Origin of the sequence: Bradyrhizobium genosp. A (assembly GCF_049949275.1) — a bacterium.
In the GTDB taxonomy this organism is placed as follows: Bacteria; Pseudomonadota; Alphaproteobacteria; order Rhizobiales; family Xanthobacteraceae; genus Bradyrhizobium.
Genome location: NZ_CP188196.1, coordinates 8,299,736 through 8,314,913, shown reverse-complemented (window position 1 = coordinate 8,314,913; position 15,178 = coordinate 8,299,736). Strand labels below are relative to the sequence as shown.

General features: G+C 64.7%; 13 protein-coding genes. 9 read left to right on the top strand and 4 right to left on the bottom strand.

Annotated features, from left to right (window positions below; translation table 11 throughout):
* Positions 1–42 precede the first annotated feature (42 nt).
* On the bottom strand, positions 43–2,781 hold the full coding sequence (gene mutS / locus ACP2YP_RS38935) for a DNA mismatch repair protein MutS (RefSeq protein ID WP_426421568.1): 2,739 nt from the start codon (positions 2,779–2,781) through the stop codon (positions 43–45).
* A gap of 216 nt (positions 2,782–2,997) precedes the next feature.
* Here mutS and pcaF point away from each other — a divergent pair, with 216 nt between their 5' ends.
* From pcaF to ACP2YP_RS38915, 4 genes are all read left to right on the top strand, one after another.
* The gene (pcaF, locus tag ACP2YP_RS38930; protein ID WP_426421567.1) at positions 2,998–4,206 is read left to right on the top strand and encodes a 3-oxoadipyl-CoA thiolase; all 1,209 of its coding nucleotides are present in this window, start codon (positions 2,998–3,000) and stop codon (positions 4,204–4,206) included.
* Positions 4,207–4,412: 206 nt separating this feature from the next.
* Positions 4,413–5,114, top strand: coding sequence for a protocatechuate 3,4-dioxygenase subunit beta (pcaH, locus tag ACP2YP_RS38925; protein ID WP_426421566.1), 702 nt, complete (start codon positions 4,413–4,415; stop codon positions 5,112–5,114).
* Between the two features lies 1 nt (position 5,115).
* The gene (pcaG, locus tag ACP2YP_RS38920) at positions 5,116–5,718 is read left to right on the top strand and encodes a protocatechuate 3,4-dioxygenase subunit alpha (RefSeq protein WP_426421565.1); all 603 of its coding nucleotides are present in this window, start codon (positions 5,116–5,118) and stop codon (positions 5,716–5,718) included.
* Positions 5,719–5,811: 93 nt separating this feature from the next.
* Positions 5,812–6,873, top strand: coding sequence for a phosphotransferase (locus ACP2YP_RS38915; RefSeq protein ID WP_426421564.1), 1,062 nt, complete (start codon positions 5,812–5,814; stop codon positions 6,871–6,873).
* A 131-nt stretch (positions 6,874–7,004) separates the two neighbouring features.
* Here ACP2YP_RS38915 and ACP2YP_RS38910 read toward each other — a convergent pair whose 3' ends face one another.
* The 3 genes from ACP2YP_RS38910 to ACP2YP_RS38900 are packed head-to-tail and all read right to left on the bottom strand — an operon-like array spanning position 7,005 to position 10,216.
* A complete protein-coding gene (locus ACP2YP_RS38910; protein ID WP_426421563.1) occupies positions 7,005–8,561 on the bottom strand; it encodes an MDR family MFS transporter in 1,557 nt (518 codons plus the stop codon).
* Between the two features lie 4 nt (positions 8,562–8,565).
* Positions 8,566–9,741 carry an HlyD family secretion protein gene (locus ACP2YP_RS38905; RefSeq protein WP_426421562.1) on the bottom strand — a complete coding sequence of 392 codons (1,176 nt, stop codon included), beginning with the start codon at positions 9,739–9,741 and terminating at the stop codon, positions 8,566–8,568.
* On the bottom strand, positions 9,734–10,216 hold the full coding sequence (locus tag ACP2YP_RS38900; protein ID WP_426421561.1) for a MarR family winged helix-turn-helix transcriptional regulator: 483 nt from the start codon (positions 10,214–10,216) through the stop codon (positions 9,734–9,736). Before ACP2YP_RS38900 ends, ACP2YP_RS38905 begins: the two co-directional genes overlap by 8 nt.
* Before the next feature lie 157 nt (positions 10,217–10,373).
* Here ACP2YP_RS38900 and ACP2YP_RS38895 point away from each other — a divergent pair, with 157 nt between their 5' ends.
* From ACP2YP_RS38895 to ACP2YP_RS38875, 5 genes are all read left to right on the top strand, one after another.
* Complete coding sequence (locus ACP2YP_RS38895) at positions 10,374–10,868, top strand: Fur family transcriptional regulator (protein ID WP_426421560.1); 495 nt, start codon at positions 10,374–10,376, stop codon at positions 10,866–10,868.
* Positions 10,869–11,083: 215 nt separating this feature from the next.
* Positions 11,084–12,037, top strand: coding sequence for a DMT family transporter (locus tag ACP2YP_RS38890; protein ID WP_426421559.1), 954 nt, complete (start codon positions 11,084–11,086; stop codon positions 12,035–12,037).
* Between the two features lie 13 nt (positions 12,038–12,050).
* Positions 12,051–13,334 (top strand): flavodoxin-dependent (E)-4-hydroxy-3-methylbut-2-enyl-diphosphate synthase, encoded by a 1,284-nt coding sequence (gene ispG / locus ACP2YP_RS38885; RefSeq protein WP_426421558.1) that lies wholly within the window; start codon positions 12,051–12,053, stop codon positions 13,332–13,334.
* Positions 13,335–13,466: 132 nt separating this feature from the next.
* Complete coding sequence (locus ACP2YP_RS38880; RefSeq protein ID WP_426421557.1) at positions 13,467–14,363, top strand: TauD/TfdA dioxygenase family protein; 897 nt, start codon at positions 13,467–13,469, stop codon at positions 14,361–14,363.
* Positions 14,360–15,172 (top strand): N-acetylmuramoyl-L-alanine amidase family protein, encoded by an 813-nt coding sequence (locus ACP2YP_RS38875; protein WP_426421556.1) that lies wholly within the window; start codon positions 14,360–14,362, stop codon positions 15,170–15,172. The genes ACP2YP_RS38880 and ACP2YP_RS38875 overlap by 4 nt, the downstream gene beginning before the upstream one ends.
* Positions 15,173–15,178: the final 6 nt, after the last annotated feature.

Genomic DNA, 15,178 nt, shown 5'->3' with positions numbered 1-15,178 from the left:
GCGCTTCACGCAGCCGCGGGGCTAACCCACCCTACGGCACCGTCACTGCTTCGGCAGCTTGGCCTTCAGCGCATAGAGCGCATCCAGCGCCTCGCGCGGGGACATCTCGTCCGGGTGGAGCGCCTTCACAGCATCCATCAATAGCTCCGCCTCGGTCGGCGGCGCGGCTTCTGCGGCGGCGCGCGAGGGCACCGCGAACAGCGGGAGGTCGTCGGCGAGGGCACGGGCGGTCTGGCCGCGGTCCTGCGCCTCGAGCTTTGCCAGCACCGATTTCGCGCGCGTGATCACAGCCAGCGGCAGGCCGGCGAGCTTGGCCACCTGGATGCCGTAGGAGCGGTCGGCCGAGCCTGGCAGCACCTCGTGCAGGAACACGACATTGCCCTGCCATTCCTTCACCCGCACGGTGGCGTTGAACATGCGCGGCAGTTTCGCCGAGAGCGCGGTCAGCTCGTGATAATGCGTCGCGAACAGCGTGCGGCAGCGGTTGCTCTCGTGCAGATGCTCGATCGCGGCCCAGGCGATCGAGAGGCCGTCGAAGGTCGCGGTGCCGCGGCCGATCTCGTCCAAAATCACCAGCGCGCGCTCGCCGGCCTGGTTCAGGATCGCGGCGGTCTCGACCATCTCCACCATGAAGGTGGAGCGGCCGCGTGCGAGATCGTCGGCGGCGCCAACGCGCGAGAACAGGCGGTCGATGATGCCGATCCGCGCGCGCGTCGCCGGCACGAAGCTGCCGATCTGCGCCAGCAGCGCAATCAATGCGTTCTGGCGCAGGAAGGTCGACTTGCCCGCCATGTTCGGACCGGTGAGCAGCCAGAGCTGGCCGGATTTTTGCGCTGGCGACGGCGAGAGGTCGCAGGCATTGGCGATGAACGGCTCGCCATTGCGCTTCAAGGCCTGCTCGACCACGGGATGACGGCCGGCCTCGATGGCAAAGCCGAGGGAGCCATCGACCTCGGGCCGCACATAGTTCTCGTCGATCGCGAGCTTGGCCAGCGACGTCGCAACATCGAGCAGCGCAAAGCCTTGCGCAGCAGCGCGCAAATCGTCGCTGATCTCGAGCGCCTTGGCGCAGAGCCGTTCGAAGATTTCGAGCTCGAGCCCGAGCGCGCGGTCGCCGGCGTTGGCGATCTTGGCTTCGATTTCGCCGAGCTCCGAGGTCGTGAAGCGCACCTGGCCAGCCAGCGTCTGGCGATGGATGAAGGTCGCGTTCAGCGGCGCCGACATTAGCTTGTCGCCGTGCTGCGCGGTGACCTCGACGAAATAGCCCAGCACATTGTTGTGGCGTATCTTGAGGCCCTTGACGCCCGTATTGTCGGCGTAGCGCGCCTGCATCGAGGCTACGACCAGACGCGAGGCATCGCGCAGGTTCCGCGCTTCATCAAGGGCCGGCTCGTAGCCGGCACGAACGAAGCCGCCATCGCGCTTGATCAGCGGCAGCTGCTCGTCGAGCGCACGGGCAAATTCGGCTGCAAGTTCGCGCGAGGGCTTTTGCAGCGCCGCCATCACCGCGGCGATCTCCTGCGGCGGCTGGTCGAGCTCGCCGAGCCGGGTCAGCACCTGGTCGGCGGCGATGATGCCGTCGCGCAAGCCCGCAAGGTCGCGCGGGCCGCCGCGGCCGACCGAGAGACGGGCCAGCGCCCGCGACATGTCAGGCGCACCGCGCAGAATGCTGCGGATGTCCTCGCGCGTGGCCGAATCCGCCACGAAGGCGCTGACGGCATCGAGCCGTCGCGCGATCGCCGGCGCATCGGTCAAAGGGGCGGCGAGCCGTTGCGCCAGCAGGCGCGAGCCGGCCGACGTCACCGTGCAATCGATGGCATCGAGCAGCGAGCCGCGGCGTTCGCCGGCAAGCGTCCGCGTCAGTTCGAGATTGGCCCGGGTGGCGGGATCGATCGCCATGGTTGCACCGGAGGCTTCGCGCGCGGGCGGCGACAGCGGCGGATGCTTGCCGACCTGGGTGCGGTCGACATAGGTGACGGCGGCGGCGGCAGCCGTGGCCTCCAGCCGCGAGAGCTGCGCCAGCCCGTCCATGGTCGAGACGGCAAAGTAGTCGCAGAGGCGCTTTTCGGCGGTGGCGCCGTCGAAGACGTCGCGGGTCACCGGCGTCACCGCCGGCAGTTCGCGCAAGGTCTGCCCGAGCTCGTTATCGCTATAAAGCGCATCGGTGACGATCGCTTCGTTCGGGTTGATGCGCGCCAGCGTCGCGGCGAGCTCACCACCCGAAACTTCCGTGACCGTGAATTCGGCGGTCGAGATGTCGATCCAGGCGAGGCCAAAGCGGTCGCCGCCGGTCGACGAGCGCGCCCGCGCAATCGCCAGCAGATAATTGTTGGCGCGCGCATCCAGCAGCGTGTCCTCGGTGAGCGTGCCCGGCGTGACCAGCCGGACCACGCCGCGGCGCACGACGCTCTTGTTGCCGCGCGCTTTCGCAGCCGCAGGATCCTCGGTCTGCTCGCACACGGCAACCCGATGGCCGGCGCTGATCAGGCGATGCAGATAATCCTCGGAGCGCTCGACCGGCACGCCGCACATCGGGATGTCGTTGCCCTGATGCTTGCCGCGCTTGGTCAGCACGATGCCGAGCGTCTTCGAGGCGATCTCGGCGTCCTCGAAGAACAGCTCGTAGAAATCGCCCATCCGGTAGAACAGCAACAGGCCCTGATGCGCCGCCTTGATCTCCAGGTATTGTTCCATCATCGGCGTGACGCGCGCGGCGGCTTCCGCTGGCGGCGCGGGGGTGGGTTCAGGCTCTGACGCTTGGATGGGCTGTTGCATGGTCATGGGCGGCGCAACCTACAAAATTTCGTCCCGTGCTCCTATCGCTTTGGCCGGGGAGGGGAGGTTTTCCACGTTGTCCGCACCGCGGCATGCGTTGGCGGCGTGCGCGCCCCTCGGAACAAGCAAGAAACCGTCAATTGACCTACTGCGGGCGCCCTCCTAAAACTCCGCCGACATTGAAGAATTTTGGCCGGATCGCGGCATTCAGGGAGAACAACGATGCGTGACGTCTTTATCTGCGATGCCGTGCGGACCCCGATCGGCCGTTTTGGCGGCTCACTTGCCAAGGTGCGCGCCGACGACCTCGCGGCAACCCCGATCAAGGCGCTGATGGCCAAACATCCCAATCTCGACTGGGCGCAGGTCGACGAAGTCTTCTTCGGCTGCGCCAACCAGGCCGGCGAGGACAACCGCAACGTCGCGCGCATGGCGCTGCTGCTGGCGGGTCTCCCGGACTCGGTTCCCGGCCAGACCTTGAACCGGCTCTGCGCCTCCGGCCTCGATGCGGTCGGGGCTGCCGGCCGCGCCATCCGCTCCGGCGAGATCGAGCTTGCGATTGCGGGCGGCGTCGAGTCCATGACCCGCGCGCCGTTCGTGATGGGCAAGGCGCAGGAGGCCTTCTCGCGCTCCGCCGAAATCTTCGACACCACGATCGGCTGGCGCTTCATCAATCCGCTGCTCAAGGCGCAGTATGGCGTCGATGCAATGCCGGAGACCGGCGAGAACGTCGCCGAGGAATTCCAGGTCCCGCGCGCCGACCAGGATGCCTTCGCCATCCGCTCGCAGCAACGCGCGGGTAAAGCGATCACAGCCGGCTATTTCGCCGAAGAGATCACCCCGATCACCATTCCCGGCGGCAAGGCCGGCCCTGTCACCATCGACATGGACGAGCATCCGCGTCCCGAGACCACGCTCGAAGCTCTCGCCAAGCTCAAGCCGATCGTGCGCAATCCCGGCACGGTGACGGCCGGCAATGCGTCGGGCGTCAATGACGGGGCGGCCGCGATGATCCTCGCCTCTGAGGCCGCCGTGAAGAAGCACGGCCTGACGCCGCGCGCCCGCATTCTCGGCCTCGCCTCGGCCGGTGTGCCGCCGCGCATCATGGGAATCGGTCCCGTGCCTGCGACCCGCAAGCTGATGGAACGTCTGGGCAAGAAGATCACCGATTTCGACCTGATCGAGCTCAATGAAGCATTCGCCTCGCAGGGCATCGCCTGCATGCGCCAGCTCGGCGTCGCCGACGATGCGGATTTCGTCAATCCGCATGGTGGCGCCATCGCGCTCGGCCATCCCCTCGGCATGAGCGGTGCCCGCCTCGCGCTCACCGCCGTCCACGGCATGGAGAAGCGCGGCGGCAAGCTCGCGCTCGCCACCATGTGCGTCGGCGTCGGCCAAGGCGTTGCCATTGCGATCGAGAAGCTGAATTGACGGTCCACGCAGTGGACCGTCATCCCGGGGCGGTGCGCTAGCACCGAACCCGGAATCTCGAGAATCCGGGTTCAGCCCTGTCGGGCTGCCCCGGAATGACCAGTTATGGAAGGCCGTAAACCTGCTTCCCCCGATTAGTTATATATTATAATGATTGGCACAAATGTTGTCCGGCTGGACCAGAATGGCCGGGGAGGAGTTCGCCAATGACATTCATCTATCCCGTCGACAGCAACCAGGCGCATCCCCTGCCGCTGTCGCCCGAATACAAGAGCTCGGTCAAGCGCGCGCCGAACAAGCCCTTGATCCCGATGCGCCACACGCTGTCGGAATTGACCGGCCCGGTCTATGGCCACGAGACCGTGCGGAACGGCGACAACGACCTCACCACCCAGCACAAGGGCGAGCCGCTCGGCGAGCGCATCATCGTCCACGGCCATGTCCGTGACGAGGACGGCCGCGGCGTCCCGAACTCGCTGGTCGAGATCTGGCAGGCCAATGCCTGCGGCCGCTACGTCCATGTCCGCGACCAGCATCCCGCGCCGCTCGATCCCAATTTCACGGGCGCGGGCCGCACCGTGAGCGATGCCGCCGGCTACTACCGCTTCGTCAGCATCAAGCCCGGGGCCTATCCCTGGGGCAATCACCACAATGCCTGGCGCCCCGCCCATATCCATCTCTCGGTGTTCGGCCATTCCTTTGTCACCCGCCTGGTGACGCAGATGTATTTCCCGGGCGACCCGCTGTTCCCGTTCGATCCGATCTTCAACTCGGTGCCGGACGAGAAGGCGCGGATGCGCATGGTCTCGTCGTTCGACCTGGAGAATACCAAGCCCGAATGGGCGCTGTGCTACCGCTTCGACATCGTGCTGCGCGGCAAGAACGCTACCCCCATGGAGACGAAGTAACGTGCAGGATTCTGTGAAGCCCAACGGGATCACCCCATCGCAGACCGTCGGTCCGTTCTTCAAATACGGCCTGACGCCATCAGGCGAATACGCCTGGAACGACGCCTTTACCAATTCGACGCTGACGCCTGACGTCACTGGCGATCGCCTCCGCATCGAGGGCCGGGTGTTCGACGGCGACGGTGTCGTCGTGCCTGACGCCATGCTGGAAATCTGGCAGGCGGACGCGCAGGGCCGCTTCGCCGATCCGCAGGATAAGCGCGCATTGCCGAATGCCAGCTTCCGCGGCTTCGCCCGCTGCGGCACCGACAAGGACGGCCATTATTCCTTCGACACCATCAAGCCGGGTGCGGTGCCCGATCCGGACGGCAAGCCGCAGGCGCCCCACATCGTTCTGGCGGTGTTTGCGCGCGGCATGCTGCGGCATCTCTACACCCGCATCTATTTCAGCGACGAGGCCGGCAATGCCGCCGATCCCGTGCTGGGATTGGTGCCGGCCGACCGCCGCGCCACGCTGATCGCGGTGCGCGAGCCCGGCAAGCCGGTCTATCGCCTTGACCTGCGCCTGCAGGGCGACAACGAGACGGTGTTCTTCGACGTGTGACGGTCCCGCCGCCTTCCTGTGAAGGCTGCTGTCGCGCGCTGGCGCTTCCCGGTGTGATCATGCAGTATGGCTGCGGCACCGGGGGCGCGATTCATGACATCCTCACAACTGCCGGCGGTCGCTGAGCCCAGTTACCTCACGGCTGCGCTACGCAAGGCCGGCGTGCTGGACGCGGGCGCCGTCCGCGAGGTGAAGGTGCTGCATAAGCGCGATACCGTCGTGTCGCACATCGCCCGGCTTGGCCTGCGCTATGTCGGCGAGTCCGCTGGTGCGCCGCAATCGCTGATCCTCAAGACGCCGCATGCCGATTTTGCCAAGACGCTCGCCGATGGCGGTCGGCACGAGGTGGCGTTCTATACGAAGCTGGCACCGAACATGCCGCCGGGGCTGGTGCCGCGATGCTTTGACGGACGCTTCGACGAGGAGGGCCAGACCTGGCATCTCCTGCTGGAAGATCTCACCGACAGCCATGAGATCGCAACCCAATGGCCGCTGCCGCCGTCGCGTGAGCAAACATTCGCGATCGTCACCACGCTCGCGCGTTGGCATGCGGCCTGGTGGGACCATCCGAGCCTTGGTGACACCGTCGGCACGTGGGCGAGCACTGAAGACAGCGCGCACCACATGGAGACTTTTGCCGGCCACTACGACCGTTTCGCCGATCTGCTCGGCGATCGCCTCAGTGAAGAACGGCGCATTCTCTATCGTCGCCTGATCGACCAGTCGGCCCGGCTATCCGAGCGCTACCATTCACGCCGTCATCTCAGCATCACCCATGGCGATGCCCATACCTGGAATTTTCTCCTGCCGCGCACAGGCATCACTGACACCGTGCGCATCTTCGATTTCGACCTGTGGGGGATCAACGTACCAGCCAACGACCTCGCTTACATGATGGCGATTCATTGGTATCCGGAACGCCGGCAGGCGCTCGAACGCTCACTGCTCAATCTCTATCACGAGACATTGCTCGCAAGCGGCATCACGGGATACACGCGCGGCGCGCTCGATCGTGACTACCGCTTGTCGGTGCTCTGGCACATCACCAAGCCGGTCTGGCAATGGGCCATCAACATTCCGCCGGGGATCTGGTGGAACAATCTGGAGCGGGTGATGATGGCGGTCGAGGATCTGGGGTGCGAGGAGTTGTTGTAGCGCTCGCGCTACAAGCTTGCTGTCGTCGCCCGGCTTGACCGGGCGACCCAGTATTCCAGAGACGTTTGTCGGATGCGGAGAAGCCGCGGCGTACTGGATGCCCCGGTCAAGCCGGGGCATGACACCTGTAACTACTCCATCACCGCATGCTCGGGTCCGGCCGCCTGCTTGCGCAGCGAGGCCTTGGTCGAGCCAATCATCAGCGCCAGCGGAATGGTGCAGAGAATGAAGATCATCACCAGCATATAGTCGTGCGCGAACGCGATGATCTGCGCCTGCACGCCGACCATGCGGTCGGCCATGGCACGGCCGGCATCGGTGGAGAGGTTGATCATGCCGCGGACATCCGGCATCTGCAGCGCGTGGTTGAACGGGTTGATGTACTCGGACAGGATCGCATAAGTCTTGCGCGTGCCCTGCGTCAGCTGGGCGATCACGATGGAGATGCCGACCGAGCTTGCAACGTTGCGCAGCAGCGTCAGCATCGAGGTGCCATCCGTGCGCAGATGGTTCGGCAGCGTCAGGAATGCGACCGTCGAGAGCGGCACGAAGACGAGGCCGAAGCCGAAGCCCTGGATCACGCTCACGACGACGATCTCCGGTACCTGGGTCTGGTCGGTCCAGCCGGTCATCTGGAACAGCGAGGCCGCGGTCAGCGTCAGGCCGGAAATGATCAGCGTGCGCGCCTCGATGTAGCGCATGATGCGGCCGACCATCATCATGGCGAAGAAGGTGCCGAAGCCGCGGCTCGCCAGCAGGCCGCCGGCGGTCATGATGGGATAGCCGATGACGTTTTGCAGGTAGGGCGAGGCCAGCGCCATGGTCGAGTACAGCACCAGGCCCATCACGGTCATGAAGATGCAGCCGGTGAGGAAGTTGCGGTCCTTGAATAGCGCGAACTGGATGAAGGGCCGCGATGTCGTGAACGAGTGGGCGAAGAAGTAATAGAAGGCGATCCCTGAGATGATGAACTCGGTCACGATCTCGACCGACTCGAACCAGTCGAGCTGCTCGCCGCGGTCGAGCGCGAGTTGCAGCGCGCCGATGCCGATCGCCAGTGCGGCGAAGCCGAACCAGTCGAATTTCAGGCTGAGATTCTTGTCGGTCTCGTCCATGAAGACGCCGAGCCCGAGCACGGTGATCGCGCCGAACGGCAGGTTGACGAAGAACACCCAATGCCAGGAATAGGTCTCGGTCAGCCAGGCACCTAGTGACGGCCCCATGATCGGACCCATCATCACGCCCATGCCCCAGATCGACATTGCGGTGGCGCGTTCCTGGAGCGTGTAATAATCGAGCATCACCGACTGCGACAGCGGCACCAGCGCCGCGCCGAACACGCCTTGCAGCAGGCGGAACAGCACCATCTGGTTGATGTCTTGCGCAAGGCCGCACAGCACGGACGCCAGCGTGAAGCCGGCTGCGCAGCCGATGAAGATGCGCTTGCGGCCGAAGCGGTTGGAAATCCATCCCACCGGCGCGGTCATGATCGCGGCGGCGACGATGTAGGAAGTCAGCACCCAGTTGATCTGGTCCTGCGAGGCCGACAGCGTGCCCTGCATGTAGGGCAGCGCGACGTTGGCGATCGTGGTGTCCAGCGCCTGCATGATGGTCGCGGTCATGGCGCAGATCGTCACCATGTTCCGGCGCAGGCCGGGGACCATCAGGCTGGCATTGGGGCCGGACATCGGCTTAGTCCTTGTCCTGGTCTTTATCTTGGCTTGCGGTCGCGGACAGGCCGAGCAGGCCGGCGAGCGAGCGCTGGTGGCCGGTGTCGATGGTGGCATAGACGCTCATGCCGGCCTTCAGCTTCTTCACGTATTTGTCGCTCTCGTCGAAATAGATCCGGACCGGCACCCGCTGCACCACCTTGACGAAATTGCCGGTGGCATTCTGCGGCGGCAGGATCGCGAATTGCGCGCCGGTGCCGGGCGAGAGCGAGCCGATCTTGCCCTTGAAGGTATGGTTCGGAAACGCATCGACCTCGAGCGTGACGGGCTGTCCCTCGGTGACGTAGGTGAGGTCGCTTTCCTTCGGATTGGCGTCGACCCAGGGATGGGCGATGTCGATGATGGAGAACACCGCCGTACCGGCGGCGACGTAGCGGCCGAGCTGGATCTGCTCGACCTGCGTCGCCACGCCGTCCATCGACGCGCGCACCACGGCGTGGTCGAGATTACGCTCGGCGTTCTCGAGCTTGGACTTGGCCTGGGCGTAGGGCGGGAATTTCTCCAAGGGCAGGTCGGTGTCGCCGAGCAACTGGGTCTTGGCGGTCGAGATCTGCTGCTTGACGTATTGTGCGATCGAGCCCGACGTGACCAGCGCGTTCGAAGCGTTGTCGAGATCGAGCTGCGAGCCGTAGCTGTTCTTCACCAGCGCCTGCTTGCGCTCGACATCGCGCTGCTTCAGGTCGACGCCCTGCTGGGCGAGGTTGAGCATGTCGCCGTAGATCTTGATGTTCGCGCGAAGGTTGTCATAGGTCGACTGCGCCTGCATCAGCTGCGCCTTGGCCTCGTCCACCGCGAGGCGGAACGGCACGGGGTCGATCTCGAACAACACGTCGCCCTGCTTGACGAGCTGGCCTTCTCTGACGACGACCTTCTCGATCTTGCCGGAGATGTCGGGCGTCACCAGCACCTTCTGCGCGCCGACATAGGCATCGTCGGTGCCGACATAGCGGCCGCCATTGAGATAGAAGGTGAAGCCGGCAATGACGGCAACGATCGGCAGCACCACCATCAGCAAAAAGCGGCGATAGCGGCGCAGGCCGGCGACGAAGCGCCGGCGCGGGTCGGTGCCGGCCTTCTTGGTCGGCTTGCCGCTGTCGATCTTCTGCTCGGGCTGGAATTTGAGAACCTGATCAGCCATAGCGCTGCTCCTTACGCGTTTGTTCCGCGCCGGACGTCTGGATCGCGTTACGCACGTTTTCTTTGATGGATTCGAGTTGAGTGAGGAGACGGTGGGCGTCCGCCGGGCTGATGCCGTCGAGCGCGTTCGCCGTGAGTTCCGACTTCAGGCCGCTCATCTTACCCAGCAGCGCACGGCCGGCCTTCTTCAGATAAAGGCGCTTGACGCGGCGGTCCGACGCGTCGCTGCGGCGCTCGATCCAGTCGCTGTCGCAGAGCTTGTCGATCAGCCGCGTCAGCGTGATCGGCTGCATCTCCAGCAACTCGGCGAGTTCCGACTGTTTCATGCCTTCGCTTCGCTCCACCTTGGACAGCACCGCCCACTGCGCGCGGGTGATCCCGAAGCGCGAGGCCTCCTTGTCGGCATAGACGCGCAAGAGGCGGTACAGCTCGCCGAGCGTGAACAGGAAGTTTTGGTCGACAGACCCGCGGGTCATAAGCTTGGTCTCCAATAAGCTTTGGATATAATAAGCAAGCTTATGATTATTTCATGGCGGAAGAACGCGATGCTGTCCCGCAGCAAAAGCATGGCTGACCGCCGCTGCGCCGGTCGTGCTTTGGGTTCTCCGGCCGAAATGCTAGAAGGCGGGTCAAATGACCCTCGCAAAGCCGGCATTTCCGACGCCCGACCATGATCACGGCCGCTGCACCGCGGACGCGCTGGCGCATGCGGAGGCGGTTTGCGAGCAGCGGGCGCAGAAATTCACGCCGATACGCCGCCAGGTGCTGGGCGCGCTGCTCTCGAGCCACCGTCCGCTTGGGGCTTATGAGGTGATCGACGAATTGGCAAAATCGATGCCGCGACCGGCGCCGATCACGGTCTACCGTGCTCTCGATTTTTTGATGGCGAACGGCCTCGTGCACCGCATCGAAAGCCGCAACGCCTATCTCGCCTGCGCCGCCCACGACCATGACGCGACCTCGGCGGTCGCGTTCCTGATCTGCGAGCGCTGCGGTCTCGTCGGCGAGATCCCGTCGGGGTCCTTTGCCAAGGAGCTCAACGCTGCGGCGCGCGCGTCAGGCTTCGCGCCGAAACTTTCCGTGGTCGAGATCACGGGCGTCTGCACCCATTGTCAGAAAGTCTCTTAAGGAGATGGGATCAGCTCGCACAGAGGCGGTGCTCACCTCTCCCAAAGGGAGAGGTCGCGCCGGAGGCGCGGGTGAGGGGCTTCGCTCTCTCGTGGGGCCGGCGCCCCCTCACCCGATTTGCTTCGCAAATCGACCTCTCCCCGCTGGGGAGAGGTGAAGGGCCCGCCGTCTGATCAACCAAGCAACAACGGCGCAAAGCCGGATCCCAGGAAGAAATGTCCTCACCTCGAGCCAATCTGTCCGCCGCGCGCCCCCTGAGTGCCGGCGCCATCGCCCTGATGCTCATGCTGTGCCTGACCTGGGCCTTCAACCAGATCGCGGTGAAGCTGGTGCTCCCGGACATTCCGCCGATGCTGCAGGCGATGATCCGTTCCATGGGCGCGCTGCCGGTGCTGTTCATCATCGGCAGGTTACGCGGCGTCAAATTCTTCGAGCGCGACGGCACGTGGAAGCCCGGCCTGATCGCCGGGCTGATGTTCGGCATCGAGTTCGTGCTGATCTTCCAGGGCCTGCGCCTGACCTCGGCATCCCGCGCGGTCGTGTTCCTCTACACCGCGCCGTTTTTCGTCGCGCTCGGCTCGTACCAGGTGCTCGGCGAGCGCCTTGGCAGCACGCAATGGCTGGGCCTGGCCGTGAGCTTCGCCGGCGTCGCGCTTGCGATCGGCGTGCCGCAGGCCAATGTCGATTCACACGTGCTGCTCGGCGATCTCCTAATCGTGCTTGGCGCATCGCTCTGGGCGGCAACCACGCTGGTCGCTAAGGGCACGCGGCTGCGCTTCGCGGCGCCCGAGAAGGCGCTCGGCTACCAGGTCGCGACCTCGATCCCAATCCTGGGGACGGCTGCGCTGCTGTCCGGGGAGTCCATCACTCACACGCCGTCGCCGCTGTCGTTCGCGCTCATGGCCTTCCAGGCGATCTGGGTGGTTGGAACCACGTTCACGCTTTGGTTCGCGCTGGTGAAGGCCTATTCGGCCAGCAAATTGTCGGCTTTTACCTTCATCACCCCTTTGTTTGGCGTGGTGGGTAGCTATTTCATTATGCACGACAGCCTGAGCCTGGCTTTCGGGGCCGCCGCCGTCCTTGTAATTGCTGGGCTTTTTCTGGTTAACCGTCCCGGCCGATCCGCTACGGCGCCAGCTGATGCATTGCTGAACGTCACCAAAACCTGATATTTGGACCTCCATGAACAAGCTCGAAAACCCCCTCGATTCCGACATCGCAGGTCCGGCGCCGCGTCACCGGACCACCCAGGTCAAGGTCGGCGACGTCACTGTGGGCGGCGGCGCGCCGATCGTCGTGCAGTCGATGACCAACACCGACACCGCCGATATCGACGGCACCATCGCCCAGGTCGAAGCGCTCGCGCGCGCCGGCTCCGAAATGGTCCGCATCACCGTGGATCGCGAGGAGGCCGCTGCCGCCGTCCCGCACATCCGCGACGGCCTGCTCAAGCGCGGCATCACCACGCCGCTGATCGGCGACTTCCACTACATCGGCCACAAGCTGCTCGCGGCCTATCCGGCCTGCGCCGAGGCGCTCGCCAAATACCGCATCAATCCCGGCAATGTCGGCTTCAAGGACAAGCGCGACACCCAGTTCGCCGACATCATCGAGATCGCCAACAAGAACAACAAGCCGGTCCGCATCGGCGCCAATTGGGGCTCGCTCGACCAGGAGCTGCTGACCAAGCTGATGGATGAGAATGCCGCGTTGCCCAATCCGCGCGACGTGCGCGCGGTGACGCGCGAGGCCATGGTACAATCGGCGCTGCTCTCGGCGGCGCGGGCCGAAGAGCTCGGCATGCCCAAGGATCGCATCATCCTCTCCGCAAAGGTCTCGGCGGTGCAGGATTTGATCGCGGTCTATCAGGATCTCGCTTCTCGTTCCGATTACGCCATCCATCTCGGTCTCACCGAGGCCGGCATGGGCACCAAGGGCATCGTCGCGTCCTCGGCCGCGCTCAGCATCCTGCTTCAGCAGGGTATCGGCGACACCATCCGCATCTCGCTGACGCCGGAGCCCGGCGGCGACCGCACCCGCGAGGTGCAGGTCGGCCAGGAACTCCTGCAGACCATGGGCTTCCGCACCTTCGTGCCGCTGGTTGCGGCGTGCCCCGGTTGTGGCCGCACCACCTCGACCACGTTCCAGGAGCTGGCCAGCTCGATCCAGAGCTTCATCCGCGACGAGATGCCGAACTGGAAGAGCAAGTATCCCGGCGTTGAAGAGCTCAACGTCGCTGTGATGGGCTGCATCGTCAACGGCCCCGGCGAGTCCAAGCACGCCAATATCGGCATCTCGCTGCCCGGCACCGGTGAAGCCCCGGCCGCGCCTGTTTTCGTCGACGGCAAGAAGTTCCGCACGCTGCGCGGCCCGACTATCTCTGCCGACTTCAAGGCGCTGGTGATCGACTACATCGACCAGCGCTACGGCCAGGGCGCCCAGGTGCCCGCGCCCGCGGCGGAGTAGTTTGCTCCGAATCAGGAATCGTAAGGCGGGTTAGCGTAACCCGCCTTACTTTTTGCGCGCCCGTTCCCGGATTGCGCTTCGCTCCATCCGGGCTACGATGCTCTCAATCAACAATGATTGGGAGCAACGCCCATGAGCTCGCTGTCCGGCAAGCAAGGCCCGCGTTATCGCCACACAGCCGAGGACGGCGCGGCTTATGAGACCATCGCGGTCGAAAAGCTCACCCCCATCATCGGCGCGGAAATCTCCGGCGTCGACATCGGCAAGCTCGTCTCCGACGATGCCCGCTCGAACCAGCAGATGGACGAGATCCACCGCGCGCTTGCTGAAAACCTCGTGATCTTCTTCCGCGACCAGACCATCACGCCGCAGCAGCATCTCGCCTTCGGCCGCAAGTTCGGCGAGCTGCATTTTCATCCTGCCGCGCCGCACGAGGATGAAGACCCGGCGCTGATGAAGATCTATGCGGATGCGAACTCGCCCCGCGCCAACGGCGAGGGCTGGCATTCCGACGTCTCCTGTGATCTCGAGCCGCCGATGGGCTCGATCCTCTACATCAAGCAGTGCCCGCCGCGCGGCGGCGACACGCTGTTCGCCAACATGTACGCGGCCTATGAGGCGCTGTCCGATCGCATGAAGGCCTATCTCGACGGGCTCACCGCGCTGCATGACGGCGAGCCGATCTATCGCGGCCTCTACGCCAATTACGGCGTCGCCGATCGTCCGGCCTATCCGAACGCGGAGCATCCAGTGGTGCGCACGCATCCGGTCACCGGCAAGAAGGCGCTCTACGTCAACCGCGGCTTCACCCGCCATATCAACGGCATCCCGCGCGACGAGAGCGACGCGATGCTGGCCTATCTCTATCAGCACGCCGAGAACCCGCTGTTCCAGTGCCGCTTCCGCTGGACCGAGAACGCCATCGCGTTCTGGGACAACCGCTGCACCCAGCACCGCGCGATGTGGGACTACTGGCCGCATACGCGCTCAGGCACGCGCGTGACGGTGAAGGGGGAAAGGCCGGTGTGAAAATATCGTGGCGCATCACCGCCGCTATCGCTGTTGCGCTGATCCCGCTTTTGGTTGCGCCGGCTGACCATGGCCACGCAGCCGGAGCGCGGAAGGCCGCAAGGGCCAGGATCAAGCCGCCTGCGCCGGAGACATGCGAGCCACGCAAATTCAAGATCATCCTCGATGTCGGACACACCTCGGAATTGCAGGGCGCCACCAGCGCGCGCAACGACGTGGAATTCGGCTTCAACCTGCACTTGGCGCGGCTGATCGGAGAACGATTGAGATCGGCCGGCTTTGCCGCGACCCGCGTGCTGGTGACCGAAGGCAAGGCGCGGGCAAGCCTGCTCAAGCGTGTCGGCACCGCCAACGCCGCGCATGCCGATTTTTTCCTGTCGATCCACCATGATTCCGTGCCCGACAAAATGCTCGAGGATTGGGAATTCGAGGGCGCCAGGAGCCATTTCAGCGACCGCTTCAGCGGCCATTCACTGTTCGTGTCCGAGCGCAATCCGCGCTTCGCCGCCAGCCTCGCCTTCGCCCGGTTGCTGGGCAGGCAGTTGAAGGATGGAGGCCTGCAATATGCGACACAATACAGCCTGCCGATGATGGGGCGTTACCGGCATCCCCTGCTCGACAAGGATGTCGGCGTCTACCGCTATGACGGGCTCGTCGTGCTCTCGCAGACCCGGAGCGCCGCGGTGCTGCTGGAAGCGGGCTCCATCATCAATCGCGATGAGGAGATGGCAATGAATTCGCCGGAGCGGCAGGATCTGATCGCGACGGCCGTGGTGATGGCGATGCGGGCGTATTGCGAGAAGCGGTAGTTTCCT

What these genes read in the sequence shown, in the direction of transcription:
- ACP2YP_RS38910 (WP_426421563.1), bottom strand. Translation starts at nt 8,561, where the DNA reads ATGTCCGGCCCCAATGCCAGCCTGATGGTCCCCGGCCTGCGCCGGAAC.
- ACP2YP_RS38895 (WP_426421560.1), top strand. Translation starts at nt 10,374, where the DNA reads ATGACCCTCGCAAAGCCGGCATTTCCGACGCCCGACCATGATCACGGC.
- ACP2YP_RS38880 (WP_426421557.1), top strand. Translation starts at nt 13,467, where the DNA reads ATGAGCTCGCTGTCCGGCAAGCAAGGCCCGCGTTATCGCCACACAGCC.
- pcaF (WP_426421567.1), top strand. Translation starts at nt 2,998, where the DNA reads ATGCGTGACGTCTTTATCTGCGATGCCGTGCGGACCCCGATCGGCCGT.
- ACP2YP_RS38890 (WP_426421559.1), top strand. Translation starts at nt 11,084, where the DNA reads ATGTCCTCACCTCGAGCCAATCTGTCCGCCGCGCGCCCCCTGAGTGCC.
- pcaH (WP_426421566.1), top strand. Translation starts at nt 4,413, where the DNA reads ATGACATTCATCTATCCCGTCGACAGCAACCAGGCGCATCCCCTGCCG.
- ACP2YP_RS38915 (WP_426421564.1), top strand. Translation starts at nt 5,812, where the DNA reads ATGACATCCTCACAACTGCCGGCGGTCGCTGAGCCCAGTTACCTCACG.
- ACP2YP_RS38900 (WP_426421561.1), bottom strand. Translation starts at nt 10,216, where the DNA reads ATGACCCGCGGGTCTGTCGACCAAAACTTCCTGTTCACGCTCGGCGAG.
- ACP2YP_RS38905 (WP_426421562.1), bottom strand. Translation starts at nt 9,741, where the DNA reads ATGGCTGATCAGGTTCTCAAATTCCAGCCCGAGCAGAAGATCGACAGC.
- ispG (WP_426421558.1), top strand. Translation starts at nt 12,051, where the DNA reads ATGAACAAGCTCGAAAACCCCCTCGATTCCGACATCGCAGGTCCGGCG.
- mutS (WP_426421568.1), bottom strand. Translation starts at nt 2,781, where the DNA reads ATGACCATGCAACAGCCCATCCAAGCGTCAGAGCCTGAACCCACCCCC.